21 protein-coding genes are annotated in these 25,663 nt (G+C 54.5%); all 21 read left to right on the top strand.

Features of this window, described 5'->3' with window-relative positions; genetic code table 11:
- The first annotated feature begins 93 nt into the window (after window positions 1-93).
- The 21 genes from mtnA (at window position 94) to RHP75_RS13730 (ending at window position 25,624) form a co-directional block, all read left to right on the top strand.
- Window positions 94-1,170 (top strand): S-methyl-5-thioribose-1-phosphate isomerase, encoded by a 1,077-nt coding sequence (gene mtnA, locus RHP75_RS13830; RefSeq protein WP_311088685.1) that lies wholly within the window; start codon window positions 94-96, stop codon window positions 1,168-1,170.
- Between the two features lie 382 nt (window positions 1,171-1,552).
- Window positions 1,553-4,321, top strand: coding sequence for a DNA gyrase subunit A (gyrA, locus tag RHP75_RS13825; RefSeq protein ID WP_311088684.1), 2,769 nt, complete (start codon window positions 1,553-1,555; stop codon window positions 4,319-4,321).
- Window positions 4,322-4,414: 93 nt separating this feature from the next.
- Entirely contained in the window at window positions 4,415-5,500 is a 1,086-nt protein-coding gene (gene serC, locus RHP75_RS13820) for a 3-phosphoserine/phosphohydroxythreonine transaminase (protein ID WP_311088683.1), read from the top strand.
- Between the two features lies 1 nt (window position 5,501).
- A complete protein-coding gene (gene pheA, locus RHP75_RS13815) occupies window positions 5,502-6,596 on the top strand; it encodes a prephenate dehydratase (RefSeq protein WP_409079654.1) in 1,095 nt (364 codons plus the stop codon).
- 91 nt (window positions 6,597-6,687) lie between these two features.
- Window positions 6,688-7,794, top strand: coding sequence for a histidinol-phosphate transaminase (hisC, locus tag RHP75_RS13810; RefSeq protein WP_311088681.1), 1,107 nt, complete (start codon window positions 6,688-6,690; stop codon window positions 7,792-7,794).
- A 26-nt stretch (window positions 7,795-7,820) separates the two neighbouring features.
- Window positions 7,821-10,046 (top strand): bifunctional prephenate dehydrogenase/3-phosphoshikimate 1-carboxyvinyltransferase, encoded by a 2,226-nt coding sequence (locus tag RHP75_RS13805; protein WP_311091940.1) that lies wholly within the window; start codon window positions 7,821-7,823, stop codon window positions 10,044-10,046.
- A complete protein-coding gene (cmk, locus tag RHP75_RS13800; RefSeq protein ID WP_090248169.1) occupies window positions 10,043-10,729 on the top strand; it encodes a (d)CMP kinase in 687 nt (228 codons plus the stop codon). Before RHP75_RS13805 ends, cmk begins: the two co-directional genes overlap by 4 nt.
- Window positions 10,730-10,880: 151 nt before the next feature.
- Window positions 10,881-12,566, top strand: a complete 1,686-nt coding sequence (gene rpsA, locus RHP75_RS13795; RefSeq protein WP_160015557.1) for a 30S ribosomal protein S1 — start codon at window positions 10,881-10,883, stop codon at window positions 12,564-12,566.
- 227 nt (window positions 12,567-12,793) lie between these two features.
- Entirely contained in the window at window positions 12,794-13,078 is a 285-nt protein-coding gene (gene ihfB / locus RHP75_RS13790; RefSeq protein WP_298113559.1) for an integration host factor subunit beta, read from the top strand.
- 491 nt (window positions 13,079-13,569) lie between these two features.
- Window positions 13,570-14,628: a Wzz/FepE/Etk N-terminal domain-containing protein gene (locus tag RHP75_RS13785; protein ID WP_311088680.1), complete on the top strand. Its 1,059-nt coding sequence runs from the start codon at window positions 13,570-13,572 to the stop codon at window positions 14,626-14,628.
- A 114-nt stretch (window positions 14,629-14,742) separates the two neighbouring features.
- A complete protein-coding gene (gene wbpA / locus RHP75_RS13780; protein ID WP_311088678.1) occupies window positions 14,743-16,047 on the top strand; it encodes a UDP-N-acetyl-D-glucosamine 6-dehydrogenase in 1,305 nt (434 codons plus the stop codon).
- 49 nt (window positions 16,048-16,096) lie between these two features.
- Complete coding sequence (locus RHP75_RS13775; RefSeq protein ID WP_311088677.1) at window positions 16,097-17,047, top strand: Gfo/Idh/MocA family oxidoreductase; 951 nt, start codon at window positions 16,097-16,099, stop codon at window positions 17,045-17,047.
- Between the two features lie 3 nt (window positions 17,048-17,050).
- Window positions 17,051-17,635 carry a UDP-2-acetamido-3-amino-2,3-dideoxy-D-glucuronate N-acetyltransferase gene (wbpD, locus tag RHP75_RS13770; RefSeq protein ID WP_311088676.1) on the top strand — a complete coding sequence of 195 codons (585 nt, stop codon included), beginning with the start codon at window positions 17,051-17,053 and terminating at the stop codon, window positions 17,633-17,635.
- Window positions 17,632-18,717 (top strand): DegT/DnrJ/EryC1/StrS family aminotransferase, encoded by a 1,086-nt coding sequence (locus RHP75_RS13765; protein ID WP_311088675.1) that lies wholly within the window; start codon window positions 17,632-17,634, stop codon window positions 18,715-18,717. Before wbpD ends, RHP75_RS13765 begins: the two co-directional genes overlap by 4 nt.
- A gap of 52 nt (window positions 18,718-18,769) precedes the next feature.
- On the top strand, window positions 18,770-19,459 hold the full coding sequence (locus RHP75_RS13760; protein ID WP_311088674.1) for an acyltransferase: 690 nt from the start codon (window positions 18,770-18,772) through the stop codon (window positions 19,457-19,459).
- Between the two features lie 47 nt (window positions 19,460-19,506).
- Window positions 19,507-20,625: an acyltransferase family protein gene (locus tag RHP75_RS13755; protein WP_311088673.1), complete on the top strand. Its 1,119-nt coding sequence runs from the start codon at window positions 19,507-19,509 to the stop codon at window positions 20,623-20,625.
- Window positions 20,622-21,851, top strand: coding sequence for an oligosaccharide flippase family protein (locus tag RHP75_RS13750; RefSeq protein WP_311088672.1), 1,230 nt, complete (start codon window positions 20,622-20,624; stop codon window positions 21,849-21,851). Before RHP75_RS13755 ends, RHP75_RS13750 begins: the two co-directional genes overlap by 4 nt.
- Window positions 21,851-23,083 (top strand): hypothetical protein, encoded by a 1,233-nt coding sequence (locus RHP75_RS13745; RefSeq protein WP_311088671.1) that lies wholly within the window; start codon window positions 21,851-21,853, stop codon window positions 23,081-23,083. The genes RHP75_RS13750 and RHP75_RS13745 overlap by 1 nt, the downstream gene beginning before the upstream one ends.
- 24 nt (window positions 23,084-23,107) lie before the next feature.
- On the top strand, window positions 23,108-23,722 hold the full coding sequence (gene hisH / locus RHP75_RS13740; RefSeq protein WP_311088670.1) for an imidazole glycerol phosphate synthase subunit HisH: 615 nt from the start codon (window positions 23,108-23,110) through the stop codon (window positions 23,720-23,722).
- Window positions 23,719-24,483, top strand: coding sequence for an AglZ/HisF2 family acetamidino modification protein (locus RHP75_RS13735; protein WP_311088669.1), 765 nt, complete (start codon window positions 23,719-23,721; stop codon window positions 24,481-24,483). The genes hisH and RHP75_RS13735 overlap by 4 nt, the downstream gene beginning before the upstream one ends.
- A gap of 34 nt (window positions 24,484-24,517) precedes the next feature.
- Window positions 24,518-25,624 carry an N-acetyl sugar amidotransferase gene (locus RHP75_RS13730; protein WP_311088668.1) on the top strand — a complete coding sequence of 369 codons (1,107 nt, stop codon included), beginning with the start codon at window positions 24,518-24,520 and terminating at the stop codon, window positions 25,622-25,624.
- The last annotated feature ends 39 nt before the right edge of the window (window positions 25,625-25,663 follow it).

The following is a 25,663-nucleotide window of genomic DNA, read 5'->3' as shown; positions in this document are numbered from 1 at the left end:
ACGCCCTAGGCTTGAAGCTGCATGCAGCTGATCTGGCGCGATGTGCCCAGTGCTGTGCGTATAATGGTCGGCTTTTTCCGGCGGAGGTGTGTCATGCGCGAGCAACTGCTAGCGGCAGAGAAGGTCAAGGCCATCGAGTGGCGTGACGGCGCTCTGCACTTGCTGGATCAGCGCGCGCTGCCTTTCGAGGAAACCTGGCTGAGCTATCACTCGGCTGCGGATGTCGCCGAGGCGATCCGTAGCATGGTGGTGCGCGGCGCGCCGGCCATCGGCATCAGCGCGGCCTATGCGATTGTCCTGGCTGTAAGGGTTCGTCTGCAGGAAGGCGGCGACTGGCGAGCGGCATTGCAGGCGGATTTCGACCTGCTGGCTGCCTCGCGGCCAACGGCGGTCAATCTGTTCTGGGCGCTTGAGCGTATGCGTGAGCGACTGGGTCGGCTGAAAAGCCATGATGATCCGCTGGCGCTGCTGGAGGCCGAAGCCATTGGTATTCACCAGAGCGACCGTGAAGCCAACCTGACCATGGCCCAGCTGGGCGTCGATCTGATTCGCAAGCACCAAGGCAATCAGCAGAACCTGCTGACCCATTGCAATGCCGGCGCCCTAGCCACGGGTGGCTTTGGCACCGCGCTGGGGGTGATTCGTGCGGCTTTTCATGAGGGTTTGCTTGAGCGGGTATATGCCGACGAAACCCGGCCCTGGTTGCAGGGCTCGCGCCTGACTGCCTGGGAGCTGGCCGCTGACGGCATCCCGGTGACGGTGAATGTCGACTCGGCTGCTGCGCACTTGATGAAAACCCGTGGCATCTCCTGGGTCATCGTCGGCGCCGACCGCATCGCCGCCAATGGCGATGTGGCGAACAAGGTCGGCACCTATCAGTTGGCGGTGAACGCCATGCACCACGGCGTGCGCTTTATGGTGGTGGCGCCCAGTTCAACCATTGATATGGCCATGGAGCACGGTGACGACATCGTGCTGGAAGAGCGCGACCCCAGTGAGCTGCTGGAGCTGGGCGGCAAGCGTATCGCCGGCGGGATAGAGGCGCTCAATCCGGTATTCGATGTGACCCCGGCGGACCTGATCGACTTTATCGTCACCGAGAAGGGCGTGGTTGATCGTCCGGATGCGGAAAAAATGGCGCAATTGATGTGTCGCAAGCGTCTGCACTGAGTTTTGCTTATTCCGCGCACAGCAGGCCGTTGAAAACGTAACGAGCGATGGCTAGGCAAGGCGAAAGCAGCCGAGGAAGCGCAGTGTACGAGTTGTACATGAGCATTCCGAGGCTGCTTTCAACGCGGCATAGCCGAGCGCAGTAGTTTTCGACGGTCTGCTAGTCGGCAGGCGGGCGCTGGGGATAGGTGCGCCGCAGTGATTGTGGTAAGCTCCGGCGGTTTTCGGGGGGGCCCGTTATGGGCCTCTTACCTGCGCAGATACATGGCATAACTTATTGATTTGTCGTGAGTCGCTATGAGCCTCAAGGCACGGCGACAGGCTCCACACCACTCAGGACGAGCGGCGCGGAGTTTCACCAGAAAAAGGAACAAGGCTACTCATGGGCGAACTGGCCAAAGAAATCCTCCCGGTCAATATTGAAGACGAACTCAAGCAGTCCTACCTCGATTACGCGATGAGCGTAATCGTCGGGCGAGCGCTGCCGGATGCACGCGATGGCTTGAAGCCCGTGCACCGCCGTGTGCTGTTTGCCATGAGTGAGTTGGGCAACGACTGGAACAAGGCTTACAAGAAGTCCGCCCGTGTGGTCGGTGACGTCATCGGTAAGTACCACCCACACGGTGATACCGCGGTGTACGACACCATCGTCCGCATGGCGCAGCCATTCTCGCTGCGTTACCTGCTGGTCGACGGCCAGGGCAACTTCGGTTCGGTGGACGGCGATAACGCGGCCGCCATGCGCTACACCGAAGTACGCATGACCAAGCTGGCCCATGAGCTGCTGGCTGACCTGCATAAAGAAACCGTGGATTGGGTGCCGAACTACGACGGCACCGAGATGATCCCGGCGGTTATGCCGACCAAGATCCCCAACCTGTTGGTCAACGGCTCCAGCGGTATCGCCGTGGGCATGGCCACCAATATTCCGCCGCACAACCTCACGGAAGTGATCAATGGTTGTCTGGCGCTGATCGACAACGGCGAGCTGACTGTCGATGAGCTGATGCAATACATCCCTGGTCCGGACTTCCCCACTGCGGCGATCATCAACGGTCGCGCCGGCATCATCGAGGCCTACCGCACCGGCCGTGGCCGCATCTATATGCGTGCCCGGGCGATTATTGAAGACATCGACAAGGTCGGTGGCCGCCAGCAGATCATCGTCAGCGAGCTGCCGTATCAGCTGAACAAGGCGCGCCTGATCGAGAAGATCGCCGAGCTGGTTAAAGAGAAGAAGCTCGAAGGCATCACCGAACTGCGCGATGAGTCCGACAAGGACGGCATGCGCATCGTCATCGAGCTGCGCCGTGGTGAAGTACCGGAAGTGGTACTCAACAACCTCTACGCCCAGACCCAGATGCAGTGCGTGTTCGGCATCAACGTGGTGGCGCTGATCGACGGTCAGCCGAAGGTCCTTAACCTCAAGGACATGCTCGAAGCCTTTATTCTGCACCGCCGTGAAGTGGTTACCCGGCGTACCGTATTCGAACTGCGCAAGGCCCGTGAGCGTGGCCATATCCTTGAAGGTCAGGCGGTTGCCCTGTCCAACATCGACCCGGTTATCGCTCTGATCAAAGCCTCGCCGACCCCGGCCGAAGCCAAGCAGGCGCTGATTTCGACTGCCTGGGAATCCACGGCCGTAGAGGCAATGGTCGAGCGCGCCGGTGCCGACTCCTGCCGCCCGGAAGATCTGGAGCCGCAGTACGGCTTGCGTGACGGCAAGTATTTCCTCTCGCCGGAACAAGCCCAGGCCATTCTCGAGCTGCGTCTGCACCGCCTGACCGGTCTTGAGCATGAAAAACTGCTGGCCGAATACCAGGAAATTCTCACCCAGATCGGCGAGCTGATCCGCATCCTCACCAGCGCCACGCGCCTGATGGAAGTGATCCGCGAAGAGCTGGAAGCGGTCAAGGCCGAGTTTGGCGATGCGCGCCGTACCGAGATTCTCGACAACCGTCTGGATCTGAGCCTGGCTGACCTGATCACCGAAGAAGAGCGTGTGGTCACCATCTCCCACAGTGGTTATGCCAAGAGCCAGCCGCTGCATGCCTACCAGGCGCAGCGTCGCGGTGGTAAGGGCAAGTCGGCCACCGGTGTGAAGGATGAGGACTACATCGAGCACCTGTTGGTCGCCAACAGCCACGCCACGCTGTTGCTGTTCTCCAGCAAGGGCAAGGTGTACTGGCTGAAGACCTACGAAATTCCGGAAGCCTCGCGCGCCGCCCGTGGTCGTCCGCTGGTCAATCTGTTGCCGCTGGACGAAGGCGAACGCATTACCGCCATGCTTCAGGTCGATCTGGAAGCCCTGCGTCAGCAAGCGCCGGAAGGCGACGAGCCGGACGATATCGAAGGCGTAGTGGTCGAGGCTGAAGAAGTCGAAGACCTGGCCGAAGGCGATGACGCCGACGACGAAACCCCGGATGAACCGACCGGTGCCTACATCTTTATGGCCACGGCCAAAGGCACTGTGAAGAAGACCCCGCTGGTGCAGTTCAGCCGTCCGCGCAGCTCGGGCCTGATCGCCCTCAAGCTGGACGAAGATGACACCCTGATCTCCGCTGCCGTGACTGACGGCGCCCGCGAAGTGATGATGTTCTCTGACGGCGGCAAGGTGATTCGCTTCAAGGAAAGCAAGGTCCGCACCATGGGCCGTACAGCTCGCGGTGTGCGTGGCATGCGTCTGCCGGAAGGCCAGGAAATCATCTCCATGCTGATTCCTGAAGCCGATGCGCAGATTCTCACTGCTTCCGAGCGTGGCTACGGCAAGCGCACGGCGATGGCTGAGTTCCCGCGTCGCGGTCGTGGCGGCCAGGGCGTAATCGCCATGGTCAGCAACGAGCGTAACGGCAAGCTGGTCGGCGCCGTGCAGGTGCTGGAAGGCGAGGAAATCATGCTGATTTCCGACCAGGGCACCCTGGTACGTACCCGCGTCAGCGAAGTCTCTAGTCTGGGCCGTAACACCCAAGGCGTGACACTGATCAAGCTGGCCAAGGATGAAACCCTGGTGGGTCTTGAGCGTGTGCAGGAGCCTTCGGCGGAAGACGACGAAGAGCTGCTGGAGGGCGAAGAAAGTGTTGACGGCGCAGTTGCGGATGCAGGTGATGCACCCGAAGCCGCAGCTGACGAAAGCCCGATCAGCGAAGAGTGATCTGTCGAGGCGAGTGCGCTCGCCCCTGACGGCGTAGGATTTGGCGGCTGCTGGCACGCACCAGCCCGCCCACTATTTTGAGCGAGAGTGGATGTGAGCAAGCGAGCCTTTAACTTCTGCGCCGGCCCGGCCGCGCTTCCTGATGCTGTTCTGCAGCGCGCCCAGGCGGAGCTCCTCGATTGGCAGGGTAAAGGCCTGTCGGTGATGGAGATGAGTCACCGCAGCGACGAATACACCGCCATCGCGGAAAAGGCCGAGCAGGATTTGCGCGACCTGATGGAGATTCCGTCCGACTACAAGGTGCTGTTCCTGCAGGGCGGGGCCAGCCAGCAGTTCGCTGAAATCCCGCTCAACCTGCTGCCGGAAGACGGCGTCGCCGACTATATCGACACCGGTATCTGGTCGAAGAAAAGCATCGAAGAAGCCAGCCGCTACGGCAACATCAATGTCGCCGCCAGCGCCAAGGCCTATGACTACTTCGCCATCCCGGGGCAGAACGAGTGGCAGCTGTCGAAAGATGCCGCCTACCTGCACTACGCCAGCAACGAAACCATCGGTGGCCTGCAGTTCGACTGGATTCCCGAAGTCGGTGATGTGCCGCTGGTGGCGGATATGTCTTCCGACATCCTTTCGCGGCCGATCGATGTGTCGAAGTTCGGCCTGATCTACGCCGGCGCGCAGAAGAACATCGGCCCCAGCGGCCTGGTGGTGACCATCGTCCGTGAAGACCTGCTCGGCCGTGCCCGCAGCGTCTGCCCGACCATGCTCAACTACAAGATCGCGGCCGATAACGGCTCGATGTATAACACCCCAGCGACCTTCTCCTGGTACCTGTCCGGCCTGGTGTTCGAGTGGCTGAAAGAGCAGGGCGGGGTGGCCGCCATGGAGCGGATCAACCGCGCCAAGAAAGACCTGCTGTACAAGGCCATCGATACCAGCGATTTCTACAGCAACCCGATTGCCCATAACGCCCGCTCCTGGATGAACGTGCCGTTCCGCCTGGCCGACGAGAAGCTGGATAAGCCGTTCCTCGCCGGCGCCGATGCGCGTGGCCTGCTCAACCTCAAGGGTCACCGTTCGGTCGGCGGTATGCGTGCTTCCATCTATAACGCCGTGGGCCTGGATGCTGTCGAGGCACTTGTGGCCTATATGGCCGAGTTCGAGAAGGAGCATGGCTGATATGTCCGAACAGGAACTGCAAGCCCTGCGTCTGCGCATCGACAATCTTGATGAGCGCATCCTTGAGCTGATCAGCGACCGTGCCCGCTGCGCCGAAGAAGTCGCGCGGGTGAAGATGAAAGCGTTGCCGGAAGGTGAATCCCCGGTGTTCTACCGCCCTGAACGCGAAGCCCAGGTGCTCAAGCGCATCATGGAGCGCAACCAGGGGCCGCTGGGTAACGAGGAAATGGCGCGGCTGTTCCGTGAAATCATGTCCTCCTGTCTGGCCCTGGAAAATCCGCTCAAGGTGGCTTACCTCGGCCCAGAGGGTACTTTCTCGCAAGCGGCAGCGATGAAGCATTTCGGTCACGCGGTGATCAGCGTGCCGATGGCGGCTATCGATGAAGTGTTCCGTGAAGTGGCGGCCGGTGCCGTGAACTTCGGCGTGGTGCCGGTGGAGAACTCCACCGAAGGCGCGATCAACCACACCCTCGACAGCTTCCTTGAGCACGACATGGTTATCTGTGGTGAAGTCGAGCTGCGCATTCACCACCACCTGCTGGTCGGCGAAACCACCAAGACCGACAAAATCACCCGCATCTATTCCCATGCGCAGTCACTGGCACAGTGCCGCAAGTGGTTGGACGCGCATTACCCCAACGTCGAGCGCGTGGCGGTGTCGAGCAACGCCGACGCGGCCAAACGGGTGAAAAGCGAGTGGAACAGCGCGGCGATTGCCGGCGATATGGCCGCCAGTCTGTATGGCCTGACCAAGCTGGCGGAAAAGATCGAAGACCGTCCGGACAACTCCACGCGCTTCTTGATCATCGGCAGCCAGGAAGTACCGCCGACCGGCGACGACAAGACTTCGGTCATCGTCTCCATGCGCAACAAGCCGGGTGCGCTGCATGAGCTGCTGGTGCCGTTCCACAACAACGGCATCGACCTGACCCGCATCGAAACCCGCCCGTCGCGCAGCGGCAAGTGGACCTACGTGTTCTTTATCGACTTCGTTGGTCACCACCGCGACCCGCTGATCAAGGACGTGCTGGAAAAGATCAATCAGGAAGCCGTGGCGCTCAAGGTGCTGGGCTCCTACCCGAAAGCGGTACTTTAAAACTGCTGCGGCACGCCTCAGGTCTCAAGCTATACGCGCATCGACGCCGGGCTGTACTTGGGGCTTGCGGCTTTAAGCGTGAGGCTTTGCTATGACCGATTTCCTCGCCCTGGCCCAGCCAGGCGTACAGCAGCTGTCGCCCTATGTGCCGGGCAAGCCGGTGGATGAGCTGGCCCGTGAGCTGGATCTGGACCCTGCCAGCATCGTCAAGCTGGCCAGCAACGAGAATCCGCTAGGCCCAAGCCCCAAGGCGCTGGAAGCGATTCGCAGCGAGTTGGTCGAGCTGACCCGTTACCCCGATGGCAATGGTTTCGAGCTGAAAAGCCGTCTGGCTGCGCGTTGCGGCGTGCAGATCAATCAGGTCACCCTGGGCAATGGTTCCAACGACATTCTCGATCTGGTCGCCCGCGCTTATCTGGCCCCCGGCCTTAATGCGGTGTTCAGTCAGTACGCCTTTGCCGTTTACCCCATTTCGACCCAGGCCGTAGGTGCCCAGGGCAAAGTGGTGCCGGCCAAGGACTACGGCCACGACCTGGAAGCCATGCTGGCTGCCATCGACGCCAACACCCGCGTGGTGTTTATCGCCAACCCGAACAATCCGACCGGCACCTGGTTCGGCCCCGACGCGCTTGAGCGTTTTCTCGCTTGCGTGCCAAGCAATGTGCTGGTGGTGCTGGATGAGGCCTATATCGAGTTCGCCGAAGGTGATGAGTTGCCGGACGGTCTCAAGTACCTGGCGCGCTATGACAACCTGCTGGTCTCTCGCACGTTCTCCAAGGCCTATGGCCTGGCGGCGCTGCGCGTCGGTTATGCGCTGAGCTCGGCACAGATCGCCGATGTGCTCAACCGTGTGCGCCAGCCCTTCAACGTCAACAGCCTGGCCCTGGCCGCGGCCTGTGCGGCGCTGGATGATGCCGATTACCTGGCGCAAAGCCGTCAGCTTAATGATGCCGGCATGGCGCAGCTGGAAACTGGTCTGCGCGAGTTGGGCCTGAGCTGGATACCGTCGAAAGGCAACTTTATTGCCGTGGACTTTGGCCGCGACACCGCAACGATCAACCAGACATTGCTACGCGCAGGCGTTATCGTGCGCCCAGTGGCTGGTTACGGTATGCCGAATTTCCTGCGCGTGTCGATTGGTCTGCCTGCTGAAAATGCGCGCTTCCTTGAGGCTCTGGCCAAGGTGCTGAGCGCGTGAGTGAGGTCAATACTGCTGTCACTCAGATGCCATCTGTCGCCCCTAAGCTCGGCCGCCTAGTGATTGTTGGCCTGGGATTGATTGGCGGCTCCTTCGCCAAGGGTTTACGTGAGCGGGCCCTGTTTCGCGAAGTGATAGGCGTCGATCTCGATCCCGAGTCGCGGCGGTTGGCGGTTGAGTTGGGCGTGGTTGATCGCTGCGAAGTTGATCTGCTTGCCGCCTGTCAGGGGGCTGATGTGATCCAGCTGGCGGTGCCTATCCTGGCCATGGAGAAGCTGCTGGCCGAACTGGCCAAGCTTGATCTGGGCGCGGCGGTGCTCACCGATGTGGGCAGCGCCAAAGGCAATGTAGTGCGTGCGGCGCGACTGGCCTTTGCCGGTAAAGCGGTGCGCTTTGTGCCTGGGCATCCAATTGCCGGTTCCGAGCAAAGCGGGGTGGAGGCCTCCAACGCGCAGCTGTTCCGTCGGCATAAGGTCATCCTCACGCCTTGCGAGCAGAGTGATGAGTCGGCCCTGGAGCTGGTCGATGCGCTGTGGCGCGAGTTGGGCGCGGATGTCGAACATATGGAGGTCGAGCATCACGATCAGGTGCTGGCTGCGACCAGCCATCTGCCGCACTTGCTGGCCTTTACTCTGGTTGACTCGCTGGCCAAACGCAGCGAGAACCTGGAGATCTTTCGTTACGCCGCTGGTGGTTTTCGCGACTTCACGCGGATCGCCGGCAGTGATCCGGTCATGTGGCACGACATCTTTCTCGCCAATCGCGAGGCGGTGTTGCGCACGCTGGACGTATTTCGCGACGACCTCGACGCCTTGCGCGACGCGGTCGACGCAGGGGATGGGCATCAGTTGCTGGGCGTATTCACCCGCGCCCGCGTGGCCCGTGAGCATTTCGGCAAAATTTTGGCCCGCAGGGCCTATGTGGACGCTATGCACTCGAACGATCTGGTTTTTCTGGCTAATCCTGGCGGCAAACTCTCCGGACGCATCCGCGTTCCGGGCGACAAGTCCATCTCCCATCGCTCGATCATGCTCGGCTCGCTGGCTGAAGGCACCACGCATGTCGAGGGTTTTCTGGAAGGTGAAGACGCGCTGGCGACGCTGCAGGCGTTCCGCGATATGGGGGTGGTCATCGAAGGCCCGCATCATGGTCGCGTGACCATTCACGGAGTGGGGCTGAATGGCCTGAAGGCGCCGGCCGGCCCTCTCTACATGGGTAACTCTGGCACCTCGATGCGCTTGCTCTCAGGTTTGTTGGCTGCGCAACCGTTCGACACCACGCTGACCGGTGATGCTTCGCTGTCCAAACGGCCAATGAACCGTGTAGCCAAGCCGCTGCGCGAAATGGGAGCAGTGATCGAAACCGCTCCTGAAGGCCGTCCGCCGCTGATGATCAAGGGTGGTCAGCGCCTCACCGGTATGGATTACGAAATGCCCATGGCCAGCGCTCAAGTGAAGTCCTGCCTATTGCTGGCCGGTCTCTATGCTGCAGGTCGTACCTCGGTGACCGAGCCGGCGCCAACCCGTGACCACACGGAGCGCATGCTGCGCGGCTTCGGCTATCCGGTAACCGTGGATGGCAGCACGGCAAGCGTCGAGTCGGGTCATAAGCTGACTGCGACCCATATCGAAGTACCGGCAGATATCTCCTCGGCAGCGTTCTTTCTGGTGGCCGGCAGCATTGCCGAAGACTCGGAGCTAGTGCTGGAGCACGTTGGCATCAACCCGACCCGTACTGGCGTGATCGATATCCTCAAGCTAATGGGCGGCGACATCACCCTGGAAAACCAGCGTGAAGTCGGCGGTGAAACCGTGGCTGATATTCGCGTGCGCAGCGCCAAGCTGAAGGGTATCGATATCCCAGAAGACCTGGTGCCGCTGGCTATCGACGAGTTCCCAGTGCTGTTTGTCGCCGCTTCTGTGGCCGAAGGGCGCACCGTATTGCGCGGCGCCGAAGAGCTGCGGGTCAAGGAGTCCGACCGGATTCAGGTGATGGCTGACGGCCTGATTGCGCTGGGCGTCAAGGCCGAGCCAACGCCGGATGGCATCATTATCGAAGGCGGCAGCATCGGCGGTGGCGAGGTCTGGGCGCACGGCGATCACCGTATCGCCATGTCGTTCAGCGTGGCCTCGCTGCGCGCCACTGCGCCGATCCGCATCCATGATTGCGCCAACGTCGCCACTTCGTTCCCCAACTTCCTTGCGCTGTCGGCTCAGGTTGGCATTCGTGTGGCCGAGGAGGGCAAGGCATGATCGTCGCACCGGTTATCACCATCGACGGGCCGAGCGGCTCGGGCAAGGGCACCATTGCTGGCCTGCTGGCCAAACAACTGGGCTGGAATTTGTTGGATTCGGGAGCGCTATATCGTCTGCTGGCCTTTGCCGCCGGTAATCACGGCGTCGACCTGACCAATGAAGAGGCAATGAAACTGCTCGCCGCCCATCTGGATGTGCAGTTCATTGCTGCGGGCGACGGCCATGGTCAGCGCATCATTCTTGAAGGGGAGGAGGTCACTGACCTGATCCGTAACGAGCAGGTTGGCGCTGGTGCTTCGCAGGTCGCCTCGCTGTCTGCCGTGCGCGAAGCCCTGCTGCAGCGTCAGCAGGCGTTTCAGGAGATGCCCGGCTTGGTCGCCGATGGTCGCGATATGGGTACTGTGGTATTTCCCGATGCGCCGCTGAAGATTTTCCTCACCGCCAGCGCCGAGGAGCGCGCCCGCCGCCGCTACTTGCAGTTGAAGGCCAAGGGCGATGATGTTAATCTCGCGAGTCTTCTTGATGAGATTCAGGCGCGCGATGAGCGCGATACCCAGCGTGCAGTGGCTCCGCTCAAGCCGGCAGCCGATGCGATCCAGCTGGATTCCACTGAACTCTCGATTGAACAAGTGCTTGAACGAATTCTGAGTGAAGTCGCCAATCGCGATCTCGCCGGATGATAAGAGCCACAGCTGCTTAAGCTGACCGGCTCGCAAGGAGGCGTACGGGAACCCAGTCCTTGTTCCGTTTGCCTCTTTTTATATGAACGTACCCACATTGTCTGGAGTGTGGTTTGGGCGGATTCCCTGCCCTGAATCAACAGGAATTAAAATGAGCGAAAGCTTTGCTGAACTGTTTGAAGAAAGCCTAAAAACCCTGAACCTTCAGGCTGGCTCGATCATCACCGCTATCATCGTCGACATCGATTACCAAGCTGGTTGGGTAACCGTTCACGCTGGTTTGAAGTCTGAAGGCCTCATCCCGCTGGAACAGTTCCACAACGACGCTGGCGAGCTGACCATCAAGGTCGGTGACGAAGTTCACGTTGCCCTGGACGCGGTTGAAGATGGCTTTGGTGAAACCAAGCTGTCCCGCGAAAAAGCCAAACGTGCTGAGTGCTGGATCGTTCTGGAAGCAGCTTTCGCCGCTGAGGAAGTGGTTACGGGCGTTATCAACGGTAAGGTTAAGGGCGGCTTCACTGTCGACGTTAACGGCATCCGTGCGTTCCTCCCAGGTTCCTTGGTCGATGTCCGTCCGGTGCGTGATACCACTCACCTGGAAGGCAAAGAGCTCGAATTCAAAGTCATCAAGCTGGACCAGAAGCGCAACAACGTTGTCGTTTCCCGCCGCAGCGTTCTGGAAGCCGAGAACAGCGCCGAGCGCGAAGCTCTGCTGGAATCCCTGCAGGAAGGTCAGCAAGTCAAAGGTATCGTCAAGAACCTCACCGACTACGGCGCGTTCGTGGATCTGGGTGGCGTCGACGGCCTGCTGCACATCACCGACATGGCTTGGAAGCGTATCAAGCATCCGTCGGAAATCGTCAACGTTGGCGATGAAATCGACGTCAAAATCCTCAAGTACGATCGCGAGCGCAACCGTGTTTCCCTCGGCCTCAAGCAGCTGGGCGAAGATCCATGGGTTGCCATCAAGGCGCGTTACCCGCAGGACACCCGTGTTACTGCGCGCGTAACCAACCTGACCGACTACGGCTGCTTCGCAGAGCTGGAAGAGGGCGTGGAAGGCCTGGTGCACGTATCCGAAATGGATTGGACCAACAAAAACATCCATCCTTCGAAAGTCGTTAACGTCGGTGACGAAGTGGAAGTTATGGTTCTGGATATCGACGAAGAGCGTCGTCGTATCTCCCTGGGTATCAAGCAGTGCAAAACTAACCCGTGGGAAGATTTCTCCGGTCAGTTCAACAAGGGCGACAAAATCTCCGGCACCATCAAGTCGATCACCGATTTCGGTATCTTCATTGGTCTGGATGGCGGCATCGACGGCCTCGTTCACCTGTCCGACATCTCCTGGAACGAAGTAGGCGAAGAGGCTGTACGCCGCTTCAAGAAGGGCGACGAGCTGGAAACCGTTATCCTTTCCGTTGATCCGGAGCGTGAGCGCATTTCCCTCGGCATCAAGCAACTAGAAGAAGATCCGTTCTCCGACTACGTTGCTGTTAACGATAAAGGCACCATCGTGCGCGGTATCGTTAAAGAAGTTGACGCCAAGGGCGCCATCATCACCCTGGCTGACGGCATCGAAGCCACTCTGAAAGCCTCCGAAATCAGCCGTGACCGCGTTGAAGACGCGCGCAACGTTCTGAAAGAAGGCGAAGAAGTTGAAGCCAAGATCATCAGCGTTGACCGTAAGAGCCGTGTAATCAGCTTGTCGGTCAAGTCGAAAGACGTTGAAGACGAAAAAGAAGCCATCAAAGAAATGCGCAAGCAGGAAGTTGAAACTGCTGGTCCGACCACCCTGGGTGATCTGCTCCGCGCGCAAATGGAAAAACAGAACTAAGTTCGGTTTATCCAAAGAAAAAGGGCGGCTTCGGTCGCCCTTTTTTGTGTCTGCCATCCATGCTTTTCCTTCAGGGTCGTCGCTACGCGACGTCATAAATTGCTCCAGGCAATTTCTTGTACCCTGAAAAGCGCTAAGGTGTTGTTTTATAGGCTGTTCAAAATCTGCAAGGCATGCTAAAACCTTTTTATCTAGTGATCTAGCCGCTTGAAAAAGAAGGGAAAACCATGACCAAGTCGGAGTTGATCGAGCGCATCGTTACCCATCAGGGGCAGCTCTCATCCAAGGATGTCGAGTTGGCGATCAAGACCATGCTTGAGCAAATGTCGCAGGCGTTATCGACTGGGGATCGGATCGAAATTCGCGGCTTCGGCAGCTTCTCACTGCACTATCGTGCGCCGCGCGTGGGGCGCAACCCGAAGACCGGTGACTCGGTTCGGCTAGATGGCAAGTTTGTACCGCACTTCAAACCGGGCAAGGAGTTGCGTGATCGGGTGAATGAAGAGGAGTGACGCCGGTAAGCTGCGTAAGCCAGGCTCGTGCACCAACAGTATCCCCCTTCATAGTTCGCGGCGGGCGCATCGTCAGCTAACTTAAAGCCATGCTAGGTGATAAGGACCGCGACTTTTTTATTTGTTAGCGATTAGGTCGGAGACGAGGTGGCGGAAATCCAATTCTTTAGCTCGTGCGGCGGTTATATGGTCATCGATTGTCAATGCTATGCAGTCCAGGCAAAAATCCATAACATTGGTGGCTGTTCAGCCAATGCCGATCAGGTTCGGTTTGGTCTGATTCGTGAGGCGAGCGTGCCCTTGGCTGCCGCAAGTGTGCGTCGTGCATGGTGATAGTGATGCCAAACAGCGGCTGAATGATCGCTAAGTTAGGCTTGGCGTAAACTGGCTGCGTTGATATCCGGATAAAAATCGATTGCCTTAGCTTTGAGTGGTGCGCCGCTGGATCAGGTGTATGTCGAAGGCTACATGAAGTTGACATTGGAGTAGGCGTGAGTACATTTCCAGGCACACACTATGAAGCCAGAGACGATGAAATCGATCTGGTCGAGGTGATACAAAATCTCTGGACGCAAAAGTGGCTGATCGTCGCCTGTATGGTAGTTGCAATAGCCTTTGCTGCGGCTTTTGCCTTCCTTAGTGCGCCGGTCTATGAGGCCAGTTCTGGCGTTTTACCCCCACGGCCAAGTGAAATCGCTGATTACAACCAGATACGGCGTGAGATCAATCTCGCAGAGCTCAAGGTCGCAGACGTTTATCGGGTTTTTACTCGCAATCTGCTTGCTGGTAGGCTCAAGCGAGAGCTGTTTCTGGATACCTACCTGCCCAGTTTGAGCGATGCGCAGGCGGGCGCGGCCGAAGATCAGCTATGGGCCGAGTTTAATTCGATGCTGAAAGTGCGTGCGCCGGATTCAAAGAGCAGCCCAGGGTACTTCATCATCACGCTCAAACATGCGGACCCGCAAATCGCTGCCGATTGGGTGAACCGTTATCTCAGCAAGGTGGCAGAGAAGAGTGAAGCCGACCTAGAGGCCAATCTGCTGGCCGAGATCAACTCCCGGGTGCAGTCGATTGAGCGAGAGATCGAAATACTTCGCAGTGGCGCGCAAACGCGTCGTGAAGACCGCATCGTTCGCCTTCTGGAGGCTAAGTTAGTCGCAGAGGCTGCCGGCATTGATAGTCCCAAGATGGGGCTAAGCGAAACCGCATCCAGCGGTGAACTCTCTGAGTTTGTGAGCGGTAATTTGGACTACATGCGCGGTTTTAGAGCAATACGCGCAGAGCTGGCCGCGTTGGAGCAACGCAAGAGCGATGATCCTTTTATCTCTGAGCTGCGTGAGTTGGAAGATCGGCTGACGCTTCTCCGCAGCCTCGATGTGGCGTCGGGTACTGTGGCTGTCTATACCTTGGACCACGCTGCTGAGGTACCGCAAACCCCAATCAAACCAAATAAATCGTTGATTATGACCTTGGGGCTTGTGCTAGGCGGGATGCTTGGGGTGTTTGCCGCGCTGGTGCGCTCGGTGTTGCTGGGGCGGACGCGCGGGTAAGTTACCGCAAGGGCAAGCTATCACCTGCTCGGATGTGGAGAGATTTTCTGATTTACGTCCACTGCTCTTCACGGGGGAGTGGCTATTTTAGTATTTGATGAGTGTGATTGGTTTATGCATAAAGTAGCGATAGAGCGTTTTAAGTCCAAGGAAGCTGTTATTGGTATCGTCGGTCTTGGCTATGTCGGCCTGCCGTTGATGTTACGTTACAACTCGATTGGTTTTCGGGTGCTCGGTATTGATATCGATGAAAGCAAAGTGACCAAGTTGAATGTTGGTCAGAGTTATATCGAGCATATTCCCGCTGAAAAAATCGCGGCTGCGCGTGCTAGCGGTTTTGAGGCAACGAGCGATTTTTTGCGAGTCAACGAGTGTGATGCCCTGATTTTGTGCGTGCCGACCCCGCTGAACAAATATCGCGAACCGGACATGAGCTTCGTGATCAATACCACCGACGCGCTCAAACCATACTTGCGTGCTGGTCAAATCATTTCGCTGGAAAGCACTACCTATCCAGGCACAACAGAAGAAGAGTTATTGCCGCGGGTTCAGGAATGCGGGCTGGTTGTAGGCGAGAATATTTTCCTGGTTTATTCGCCTGAGCGTGAAGATCCGGGTAATCCAAACTTTGAAACCCGTACGATTCCGAAAGTCATCGGTGGGCACACTTCGACTTGCTTGGACGTAGGTATTGCTCTGTATGAGCAGGCAATCGATCAGGTTGTATCGGTCAGTTCAACCAAAGCTGCGGAAATGACCAAATTGCTGGAAAACATCCACCGTGCCGTTAACATCGGGTTGGTCAACGAGATGAAAATTGTAGCTGACCGCATGGGGATCGATATTTTTGAAGTGGTCGATGCCGCTGCGACCAAACCGTTTGGCTTTACCCCTTATTATCCCGGTCCTGGTTTGGGCGGGCATTGTATTCCCATTGATCCGTTTTATCTGACTTGGAAGGCTCGTGAGTACGGCCTGCACACCCGCTTTATTGAACTCTCCGGTGAGGTTAACCAAGCTATGCCGGAGTATGTCCTTGGCAAGCTGATGGATGGCCTGAACGATAAAGGTAAAGCGCTAAAAGGCAGTCGAGTGCTGGTGCTCGGTATTGCCTACAAGAAAAATGTCGATGATATGCGTGAGTCTCCATCGGTGGAAATCATGGAGCTGATTGAAGCAAAGGGTGGGATCGTGGCCTATAGCGATCCGCATGTGCCGGTGTTTCCTAAGATGCGCGAGCATCATTTCGAACTCGCCAGTGAGCCCTTGACGTCAGGGAATCTGACGTCCTTCGATGCTGTCGTGCTGGCGACGGATCATGATCGTTTTGACTACCAGCTAATCCAATCGAGTGCGCAACTGATTATCGACAGTCGCGGCAAGTACCGTACGCCGGCAGCCAACGTCATCAAAGCCTGATTAACAGAGGCCGTGGCCTTAAGGCTTTCACCTATTCCGTGAGAATCATATGAAACGTTTTGCCCTTATTGGCGCGGCGGGCTACATCGCTCCCCGCCATATGCATGCGATCAAAGATACCGGCAATGTGTTGGTGTCTGCTTACGACATCAACGACTCGGTTGGTATCATTGATAGCATCTCGCCGAATAGCGAGTTCTTTACCGAGTTCGAGCGCTTCTATGACCATGCATGGCGACTCAAGCGCGACCCTGCGACCGCGTTGGACATTGTCTCGGTCTGTTCGCCCAATTATTTGCATTATTCACACATCACCGCCGGGCTGCGTCTGGGTTGTGACGTGATTTGCGAGAAGCCGCTGGTACCTAGTGCCACTATTCTCGATGAGCTGGCTCTGGTCGAGCGTGAAACGGGTAAGCGGTTGTATAACATCCTGCAGCTGCGTCATCACCACGCGATCATTGATCTCAAGCAGCAAGTAGGTGCCGGCAAGCAGAGTCACAAGCACGAAGTCGAGCTGACCTACATTACCAGCCGCGGCAAGTGGTACATGGAAAGCTGGAAGGGTGATCCGCGCAAATCCTTCGGCGTGTCCACCAACATCGGCGTGCACTTCTTCGACATGCTGCATTTCATTTTCGGTGCTCTGCAACGCAATGTGGTGCATTACGTCGATGACTACAAGGCCACTGGTTATCTGGAGTACGAACACGCGCGGGTTCGCTGGTTCCTCTCCATCGACGCCAATGATCTGCCCGATTCTGTAAAGGGTAAGAAACCAACCTATCGCTCTATCACTTGTGATGGAGCCGAGATCGAGTTTTCCGAGGGATTCACTGATCTGCACACCGTCAGCTACCAGGCGATTCTCGATGGCAAAGGCTATGGAGTTGAAGATGCACGGCACTGCGTCGAGACTGTGGAAACCATCCGTACCCTGGCTTCCACTCCCGCCCAAAATGGAGAAGACCATCCGTTCCTAGCGCGTCTATTGGGTTGATTCATGAGTTATTATCAGCATCCAAGCGCCATCGTTGATGAAGGCGCGCAGATCGGCGAAGGCTCTCGTATCTGGCACTTCGCCCATGTATGTCGAGGGGCCCGTATCGGTAAAAGTGTGTCGCTTGGTCAGAATGTATTCGTCGGCAATAAGGTGTTGATCGGTGACCACTGCAAGATCCAGAACAACGTCTCGGTGTATGACAATGTCACGCTCGAGGGGGGCGTTTTTTGTGGGCCGAGCATGGTGTTCACCAATGTATACAACCCGCGGTCGCTGATCGAACGCAAAAGCGAATACCGCGACACTCTGGTGAAGAAGGGTGCCACGCTTGGTGCCAACTGCACCATCGTTTGCGGTGTCACCATCGGAGAGTTCGCCTTCATCGGTGCCGGTGCGGTCGTCAATAAGGACGTTCCAGCCTATGCACTGATGGTAGGTGTTCCTGCCCGACATATAGGCTGGATGAGCGAGCACGGCGAGCAGCTGGATCTGCCGCTCACTGGGCAGGGGAGTGCGCCATGCATTTACTCCGGGGATCGTTATGTGCTCGGTGGTGGCATTTTGAGAAAGGAGCAAGCGCAGTGATCGAATTCATCGATCTCAGGGCACAACAGGCGCTGATCAAAGACAAAATCGACGCTAATATCCAGCGGGTACTGGCCCACGGTCAGTATATTCTTGGCCCGGAAGTGTCCGAGTTGGAAGAGAAGCTAGCGGCATTCGTCGGCGCGAAATACTGCATCAGCGTGGCCAACGGCACCGATGCGCTGCAGATTGCTCAGATGGCGCTAGGCGTCGGTCCGGGTGATGAAGTCATCACGCCGGGATTTACCTATATCGCCACTGCCGAGACTGTCGCTCTGTTAGGGGCCAAGCCGGTGTATGTGGATGTCGATCCACGCACCTACAACCTTGATCCGCAGTTGCTCGAGGCCGCTATCACTCCACGTACCAAGGCAATCATCCCTGTTTCGCTTTATGGCCAATGCGCTGACTTCGATGCGATCAATGCCATTGCTGCCCGGTATGGGATTCCCGTGATCGAGGATGCTGCGCAAAGTTTCGGCGCTACGTATAAGGGGAAGCGCTCCTGCAACCTGGCTACTATTGCCTGCACCAGCTTCTTCCCAAGTAAGCCCTTGGGTTGCTATGGCGACGGTGGAGCAATCTTCACCAACGATGACGAATTGGCCAAGGTAATGCGCCAGATCGCCCGTCATGGTCAGGATCGCCGCTACCATCATATCCGTGTGGGCGTGAATAGTCGGCTCGACACCTTGCAGGCTGCCATCTTACTGCCAAAACTGGATATATTTCCGTTTGAGCTGCAGCAGCGGGAGCGCGCAGCCCAAGACTATGACTGTCTGCTTGCTGATGCCGGTATTGCTGCGCCCTTTGTTGAGTCTTTTAACCGCAGCGCTTGGGCCCAATATACGGTGCAGGTGCTTTGCCGCGATCAGGCGCAGGATCGTCTCAAGGCTGCTGGAGTGCCTACCGCAGTGCATTATCCCATCCCACTCAATAAGCAACCTGCTGTTGCCGACAATAGCGTAAGCCTGCCTGTAGGTGATGCTGTTGCGGGAAAAGTAATGAGCTTACCGTTTCATCCTTATTTGGCCAGCGCAGATATAGAAAAAATAGTAAGCACTTTAAAAACATTGCCTTGATATACGGCTTTTCTATTTTCCTGTTTTCTTCTATGGCAGATATTTAACAATCATGCAATTTCGCCGCGATATTCAAAGTCTGCGTGCCATAGCTGTTCTTCTGGTCATGCTATTCCACTTTAACCCCGCTTGGTTGCCGGGTGGATTTGTTGGGGTAGATGTTTTCCTAGTTATATCGGGCTATCTCATTGTCAGTATCCTGTTGGACAAAAAGTCCCAGCCTGGATACCGCCTTTTCAAAACGTTACGTTACTTTTACTTGAGTCGGTTCAAGCGCATTGCCCCAGCATATTTTGCCATGCTGATCGTAGTCTCGCTGCTGGCAGCGGTTCTTTTTCTACCATCAGACCTGGCCATCTACAAACAAGGTTTAAAGCAGGCAGTTTGGTTCAATAGTAATCACTACTTTGCTGACTTCGGCGACTACTTTGCACCGGCCAACCATGAGCAGCCGCTGCTCCACACTTGGTCGCTGGCAGTGGAAATCCAGTTCTATCTTCTGGCTCCACTGCTCGTATTACTATTCCCATCAAAATTGCTTAAATGGCTGTTTGCCTCCTTGCTGATCTGTCTGACTGCAGTGGCTGAATACCGCCTACGTGTGCTGGGCATCGAACAGGCCACGTACTATAGCCTTTACGCGCGGCTGCCGGAGTTTCTTGCCGGTGGGCTGCTGGCGATGTATTTGCATAGAAGCCGGGGGGGGGGGCATCCTGGTTCGGTAGTCTGGGGGTGGTCTTGATACTGGTCTCCGCCATTCTACAACCCCAATTAGGACCCTTTCCCGGGTTGCCGGCGCTACTGCCGGTCGCAGGTGCGTTGCTGATCTTGTCACAGCCAGCACAAGGACCTGTAGGACAGCTTCTGGACAGCAAACCCATGATTTGGCTGGGCGAGTTGTCATACTCGCTATACCTGTGGCACTGGCCAGTGCTTGCTTTGCTACGCTACTACACCGGCTCACAGGTACTCGACTTGTCGTTTAGTCTGCTGTTCATCGCGCTCACTCTGACGCTTTCTATCCTTTCGTACTACGCGCTGGAAACCCCACTGCGTGCCCATCGCACCCATATCAAGCAAATGCTTGGTTATGGCTTGCTAGCAGGTACAGCCCTAGTCACTGGCCCCAGTATGGCTAAGATCAACCAAATGCTGACGCCTGTTCCCATGCCTATTGAATATCAGCGTTACGCTGACTCCGCCACCATCTGCCACGGCCAAATGGTGGGTAGCTGTCTTAAAGGTGACCTGGCCAGCGACAAGGAAGTACTTGTGCTGGGTGACTCCCATGCCGCCATGCTCAACTTGTTTTTCGATCAGCTGGGCAAGGAATTAAGCTTCAAAGCCCGCATCATCACAGCCAGCAGTTGCGTTACTATTCCGGGCTTCGACTACCAGCGCATTGCTGAATGGGCGCAAGTAGCTTGCCGCGATCAAATTAAAGAAGCTCAAAAATATATTAGTAAAGCAGAAGTAATATTTATTGCTGGTATGTGGAGTTGGCAGTTTGAAGGTGAAAACTTTAAAAGCACAATAGAGGATTTTTTACGCAGCGGTGCTCCGCAAGCGAATAAATATATCCTGAGTCAGATACCCTTGCTCAGACATAATCCAATGCGAGCAAATCGTTTCGATGCTATGGAGTTGGATTATTTCGTTCGGCGTGATGAAAGCTATAAAGCGGCAAATTATATTTTGAAGAAAATCGCAGGGGAGTATGGTGATGTTACCTACGTCAAGCTCGATGAGCTTAAATTGTTTGATGCTGTCCCCGTATATCAAGATTTTTTTATATATTATGATGAGAGTCATTTTAACGAAAAGGGTGCTTTAGAATATGCAAGTCAAGCAAAAGAGATATTAAAGCCCTTGTTTTTTAAAAATGTAAAAATTGAGACTAGTAAGTGAGCGCGTACTGGAGACATGTCTCAACGGTTTTTACCGGTAGCCTTTTTGCACAGTCGATACCAATCATTGGCTCGTTGGCCATCGCGAGGATTTTTGCTCCAAGTGAGTTCGGTGAATTTTCCACTTGGCTTGCGCTAGTGTCGTTTATTGCAGTTGTCGTTACCTTAAGGCTAGAGACCGTGCTGGCCATCGTTGAAGATGGAGAGGACAGAGCGAAAGCTGTTTTTATTACACTTGCTACAACGCTTTCGATGACGTGCATTCTTTCTGTCGCCCTCTATATTTTGAGTTCTTTTAGTATAGCCAGAGCCTATCTGCCGGAGCAGCCAGTCCTGTTGTCGCTTATTGTTCCTGCGGCGTTTTTGGTGGCGTTGAATCAGATTTGGCAAACTTGGGCAGCGGTTGATGGAACTTATAGAAAGTTGAATACCATGCGGCTTGTTCAGGCATTTTCCATCGTGTTGATTCAAATTGGCGCCGGTTTGAGATATCCAGCTGCTGTTAGCCTGGTTTTGGGGTTTGTAATAGCCAGCGGAATTTCCTTTGTCACAGCCGTGATTCTAATGCCTCGGTTTGTCTATGGTTCATTTTTCCATCACGATATGTTTTTGAAGTTCTTTTTGAGATATAAGAAATTTCCTCTTTATGCACTGCCGGCGGACTCCATTAATACCGCCGTAGCTCAATTGCCGGTGCTTGTCGTATTTCACCGATTTGGCGGTGAAACAGCAGGGTATTTGGCTCTGACCATGCGGGTTCTTGGTGCTCCAGTCGGACTTGTGGGGAAAGCAATTTTAGATGTTTTCAAGCGTTATGCCGTGCTAGGTATCAGAGAGTCTGGTAATTGCCGGAATTTATATATAAAGACTTTTATGGCGCTTGCACTGGCGTCAATAATCATGGTTATTTGCACTGTTTTACTGGCCGAAGATATATTCCGCGTTGCCTTTGGGGATGAATGGATACAGTCGGGCCGCATGGCTATTTGGTTACTGCCAATGTTTGCCTTGGGTTTGGTTGCTAGTCCCTTGAGTTATATGGTTTACCTTGTGGAAAAGCAGTATGTCGATTTGTTATGGCAAGTAGGCTTGATGGTGGTCGCGATGGCAGCTCTTTATGGATTTTCATCATCTCGATCCACTTTGATTGGGTATGGGGTGGGTTATGCCATGATGTACATGGTTTATATACTTATATCTTATCGACTTAGTGGGGGCGGTAATTGATGTGGGCCTTGTCGTTAGCTAAGTCGTTAATGTATGTGTTAATGATTTCAAGTACGTACTATTTTTTTGGTTATCCAAATAATGAGAGCTACGGGTACGGTCAGATCAATGTAGATGTAGTCTATATTTTAATGTGTGCTCTGGTTGTTATTTTTGGTGTGTATTTATTTCATAAGGAGTATGAGAAGCCGTCGGATTACTTTTTGCTTCTTTATGGCATGATCGTTTTAATGCCGTATGCACTTTTGTACGATGTTTGGGGAGGTTTTTCGGCGGTAAATTTTATCGCAGTTTTAGTGCCTTTTTTTGGTGTGATGTTTTTTTGTAGGGTGAGATTAAGAGTTTTACCGGTAACTGTGGTGTCGGAAGAAGGGTTGGTGAAGTTTATTTTGTTATTATCTGCGTTTTCTGTTGTTGCTTTGCTTATAAATTCTCCTGTTAGTTCTTCGTTTTCTCTTGCGGATAGTCATGTTAGGAGGCTTGAGAGTAGGGAGCTATATGGGACTAGAACTTTCGTCGCCTATATGTCTTCGATTGTCATGAATTGCATGCTGCCCCTTATGTTTTTCTGGGGGGTGTTGAGAAGTCGGGTTGTTTTTGTTGTCTTTTCAATATTTTTATATGTGGGGTTTTATTATATATATGGTGTCAAGGCTCCTTTGATGTACATGTTTTTTGCGGGAGGGTTTGCTTATTTCTTAAGGAGAGGTGGCGGCGAGGTGAGGTTTTTCAATGGCATTTACTACATTTTTTTGTCGATATTTATTTTGGCTTGGGTGGAGTTTTTGTTGTTTGGCTATTCTTATGTTGAAGATTATTTAATAAGGCGCGTTTTTTACGTCGGTAGTTATCTGGTTGGTGCTTATCTTCAAGTGATCGGTGGTGCGGATTTTTCTTTTGCGACTGGTCTTCTAGTGTCGAAGTCGGCGAGCATGTATGTCGGGGAAGATTTTTTGGGAGTTGCGGGGCTAAATGCCAACACAAATGCATTTTTATATTTGCTTCTTCAGTATGGTTTGGGGGGGTATTTGTGTGCCATGACTCTTGTTGGTATTGTGTTGGTTTATCTGAATTCTTTGCGTCTAAGGAGTGAGGTTTTTGTATTTGTTTCTTTGATGTTTGGTGTTCTTATTCTTGAACAGTCAGTGACTACTGCATTGTTGTCTTCAGGTATTGGAATGGCGTCAGTGCTTTTTTATTTTTCTAGAAAGCTAGAAAACAATCGTGTTTGAATTTTCCTGTTGGTTATTTTAAAAATGATTGCAATTATTGATTACGATATCGGCAATGTATTTGCAGTCGTCAACATGCTGCAACGCCTTGGCATACCCTCTAAGGTGGTTGCACAAGCGGACGAAGTGCTACAAGCAGAGCGCATTATTCTTCCGGGTAACGGCTCTTTCGATGCTTGTATGCGGAACTTGCGCGCGACTGGCTTGGTTCCCGTCCTGGAACAGCAGGTTTTACAGCGCGGTGTGCCGCTTTTGGGTATTTGTGTTGGGGCGCAAATGTTGGGACTTGGCAGTGCTGAAGGCGTTGAGCCTGGGCTGGGCTGGTTGGATATGACCGTTAAGCGATTTCCGGAACTGCCGAATTTGCGAGTGCCCCACATGGGCTGGAATCAAGTAACTGCAACGCAAATCGATCAGCCACTGACGCATGACATGGCAGCAGATACACGCTTTTATTTTGTTCACAGTTACTACATGCAGCCCAGAAATTCAGAAGAAGTATTGTTGAGTGCGCATTACGGTATCGACTTCGCTGCGGGAGTTGTGCGTGAGAATATTGCGGGCGTGCAGTTTCATCCAGAGAAGAGCCATCGTTTTGGTAAACAGTTATTGAATGCTTTTGCAAGGTGGGCTCCATGATTCAAGCGAGGGTAATTCCCTGCTTGCTACTGCGTGGCAATGGTTTGGTAAAAACCAGAAAATTTAAAGATGCAGTGTATGTAGGTGATCCGGTTAATGCCGTACGTATTTTCAGCGATAAAGAAGCTGATGAAATTGTTATTCTTGATATTGATGCTTCACGCGAGGGGCGAGAGCCCAACTATGAGCTGATTGCTGAGATGGCGGGAGAAGCGTTCATGCCCGTGGCGTATGGTGGAGGGGTGCGCAGTCTGGAGCAGATTCGCCGTTTGATTCGCTCTGGGGTTGAAAAGGTGGTCATCAACACGCTGGCCACCGAGTCCACTGATACCATTCGTGCCGCCGTGGATGTTTTTGGGAGTCAGGCCATCGTGGGGGCTGTGGATGTAAGACGTAAACTCTTCGGTGGTTATGCGGTCATGGCGAAATCTGCCACTGCAGAGACAAAACTGAATTTACAGCAGCATATTCAGAGCCTCGTGCAAGCCGGGGTGGGCGAATTGCTCATCAACGACGTGGAGCGAGATGGTGCAATGACGGGTTACGACTTGGCGTTGGTGCGCAGCGTAGCTCAAGCCCCTGTTCCAGTCGTTGTCTGTGGTGGGGCCGGTTCGATAGAGCATCTGCGCCAGGCCGTGCACGAGGGGGGGGCTTCTGCCGTAGCGGCAGGTAGTATGTTTGTGTTCCATGGTAAGCACCGTGCTGTGTTGATCAACTACCCCAAGGCAGTTGAGCTGGAAGCGATTTTTAAAAAGGCATAGAACGATGAATTATCAATGCTGTACCCGTTGCGTGATGGATACGACCGACCCGGAAATTACTTTTGACGAGCAGGGTATTTGTAATCATTGCCACCAGTTTGATCAGCGTGCGGGTGGCGAGTGGTTCCCCAATGCTGAGGGTCGCAATCGCTGGGCTGCTTTGGTCGAGCAAATCAAGACTAGCGGCAAGGGTCAGGAATATGACTGTATTCTGGGGCTGAGCGGTGGTGTGGACAGTTCCTATCTGGCAATCAAAATGCAGGAGTGGGGATTACGTCCACTGGTTATGCATGTCGATGCCGGTTGGAACAGTGAATTAGCCGTTGCCAATATTGAATCTATTGTCAAACATTGCGGTTATGATCTTCATACACATGTTGTAGATTGGGAAGAGATGAGAGATCTGCAGCTAGCCTATTTACGCGCCGCAATAGCCAACCAAGATGTGCCGCAAGATCATGTGTTTTTTTCTAGCCTTTACCATTTTGCTACAAAGAATAACATTCGTTACATCCTGTCGGGCGGTAATTTGGCGACAGAGGGTGTCTCGCCTTCTGCCTGGCATGGTAGTGCAATGGATGCCATAAATTTGAATGCTATACATAATAAGTATGGAAAATCTAAGCTTAAGAATTATAAAACTATTAGTTTTTCTGAGCACTATATTTGGTATCCGTTTGTAAAGAAAATGCGTACGGTACGCCCTTTGAATTACATGGTTTACGACAAGGCGGAAGCCTTGAAGGAATTGCAGCAGACTGTTGGCTACAAACCGTACCCTCGCAAACATGGGGAGTCTGTTTTTACAAAGTTTTTCCAGAATTACTATTTGCCGGAAAAATTTGGTATGGATAAGCGCCGTCCTCATCTTTCTAGTTTGATTGTGTCTGGTCAGATGGCGCGGGATGAAGCGATTGTGAAACTGGCTGAGCCTCTCTATGATTTTCAGGAGCTTGAGGTTGATATCGCTTATTTATGCAAAAAATTGCGCATATCGCGTGCTGAGTTTGATGAATTAATGCAGGAGCCAAATAGGCATTACACTGATTTCGAAAACTGGGATAGTCGTTATAAGTTACTCAAGAAGGCTCAGTTTTTAGTTGAGCGTATGCTGGGAAGGCGAGTGAATGTCTACTCCTAGCATTTCGGGGGGCTATTATAATGATCGCGTGTAAATCAG

The sequence above is a fragment of the Pseudomonas sp. SG20056 genome, from assembly GCF_031764535.1.
In the GTDB taxonomy this organism is placed as follows: Bacteria; Pseudomonadota; Gammaproteobacteria; order Pseudomonadales; family Pseudomonadaceae; genus Aquipseudomonas.
The sequence above is the reverse complement of the archived record's forward strand: the minus strand, read 5'-3'. Positions and strand labels throughout refer to the sequence as shown.

Excerpts from the sequence above, each read along its gene's own strand:
- RHP75_RS13760 (WP_311088674.1), top strand. The coding sequence starts at position 18,770 with ATGCAATTTCGCCGCGATATTCAAAGTCTGCGTGCCATAGCTGTTCTT.
- hisC (WP_311088681.1), top strand. The coding sequence starts at position 6,688 with ATGACCGATTTCCTCGCCCTGGCCCAGCCAGGCGTACAGCAGCTGTCG.
- gyrA (WP_311088684.1), top strand. The coding sequence starts at position 1,553 with ATGGGCGAACTGGCCAAAGAAATCCTCCCGGTCAATATTGAAGACGAA.
- ihfB (WP_298113559.1), top strand. The coding sequence starts at position 12,794 with ATGACCAAGTCGGAGTTGATCGAGCGCATCGTTACCCATCAGGGGCAG.
- RHP75_RS13775 (WP_311088677.1), top strand. The coding sequence starts at position 16,097 with ATGAAACGTTTTGCCCTTATTGGCGCGGCGGGCTACATCGCTCCCCGC.
- mtnA (WP_311088685.1), top strand. The coding sequence starts at position 94 with ATGCGCGAGCAACTGCTAGCGGCAGAGAAGGTCAAGGCCATCGAGTGG.
- wbpA (WP_311088678.1), top strand. The coding sequence starts at position 14,743 with ATGCATAAAGTAGCGATAGAGCGTTTTAAGTCCAAGGAAGCTGTTATT.
- pheA (WP_409079654.1), top strand. The coding sequence starts at position 5,502 with ATGTCCGAACAGGAACTGCAAGCCCTGCGTCTGCGCATCGACAATCTT.
- rpsA (WP_160015557.1), top strand. The coding sequence starts at position 10,881 with ATGAGCGAAAGCTTTGCTGAACTGTTTGAAGAAAGCCTAAAAACCCTG.
- RHP75_RS13735 (WP_311088669.1), top strand. The coding sequence starts at position 23,719 with ATGATTCAAGCGAGGGTAATTCCCTGCTTGCTACTGCGTGGCAATGGT.
- RHP75_RS13745 (WP_311088671.1), top strand. The coding sequence starts at position 21,851 with ATGTGGGCCTTGTCGTTAGCTAAGTCGTTAATGTATGTGTTAATGATT.
- wbpD (WP_311088676.1), top strand. The coding sequence starts at position 17,051 with ATGAGTTATTATCAGCATCCAAGCGCCATCGTTGATGAAGGCGCGCAG.
- RHP75_RS13805 (WP_311091940.1), top strand. The coding sequence starts at position 7,821 with ATGCCATCTGTCGCCCCTAAGCTCGGCCGCCTAGTGATTGTTGGCCTG.
- hisH (WP_311088670.1), top strand. The coding sequence starts at position 23,108 with ATGATTGCAATTATTGATTACGATATCGGCAATGTATTTGCAGTCGTC.
- cmk (WP_090248169.1), top strand. The coding sequence starts at position 10,043 with ATGATCGTCGCACCGGTTATCACCATCGACGGGCCGAGCGGCTCGGGC.
- RHP75_RS13730 (WP_311088668.1), top strand. The coding sequence starts at position 24,518 with ATGGATACGACCGACCCGGAAATTACTTTTGACGAGCAGGGTATTTGT.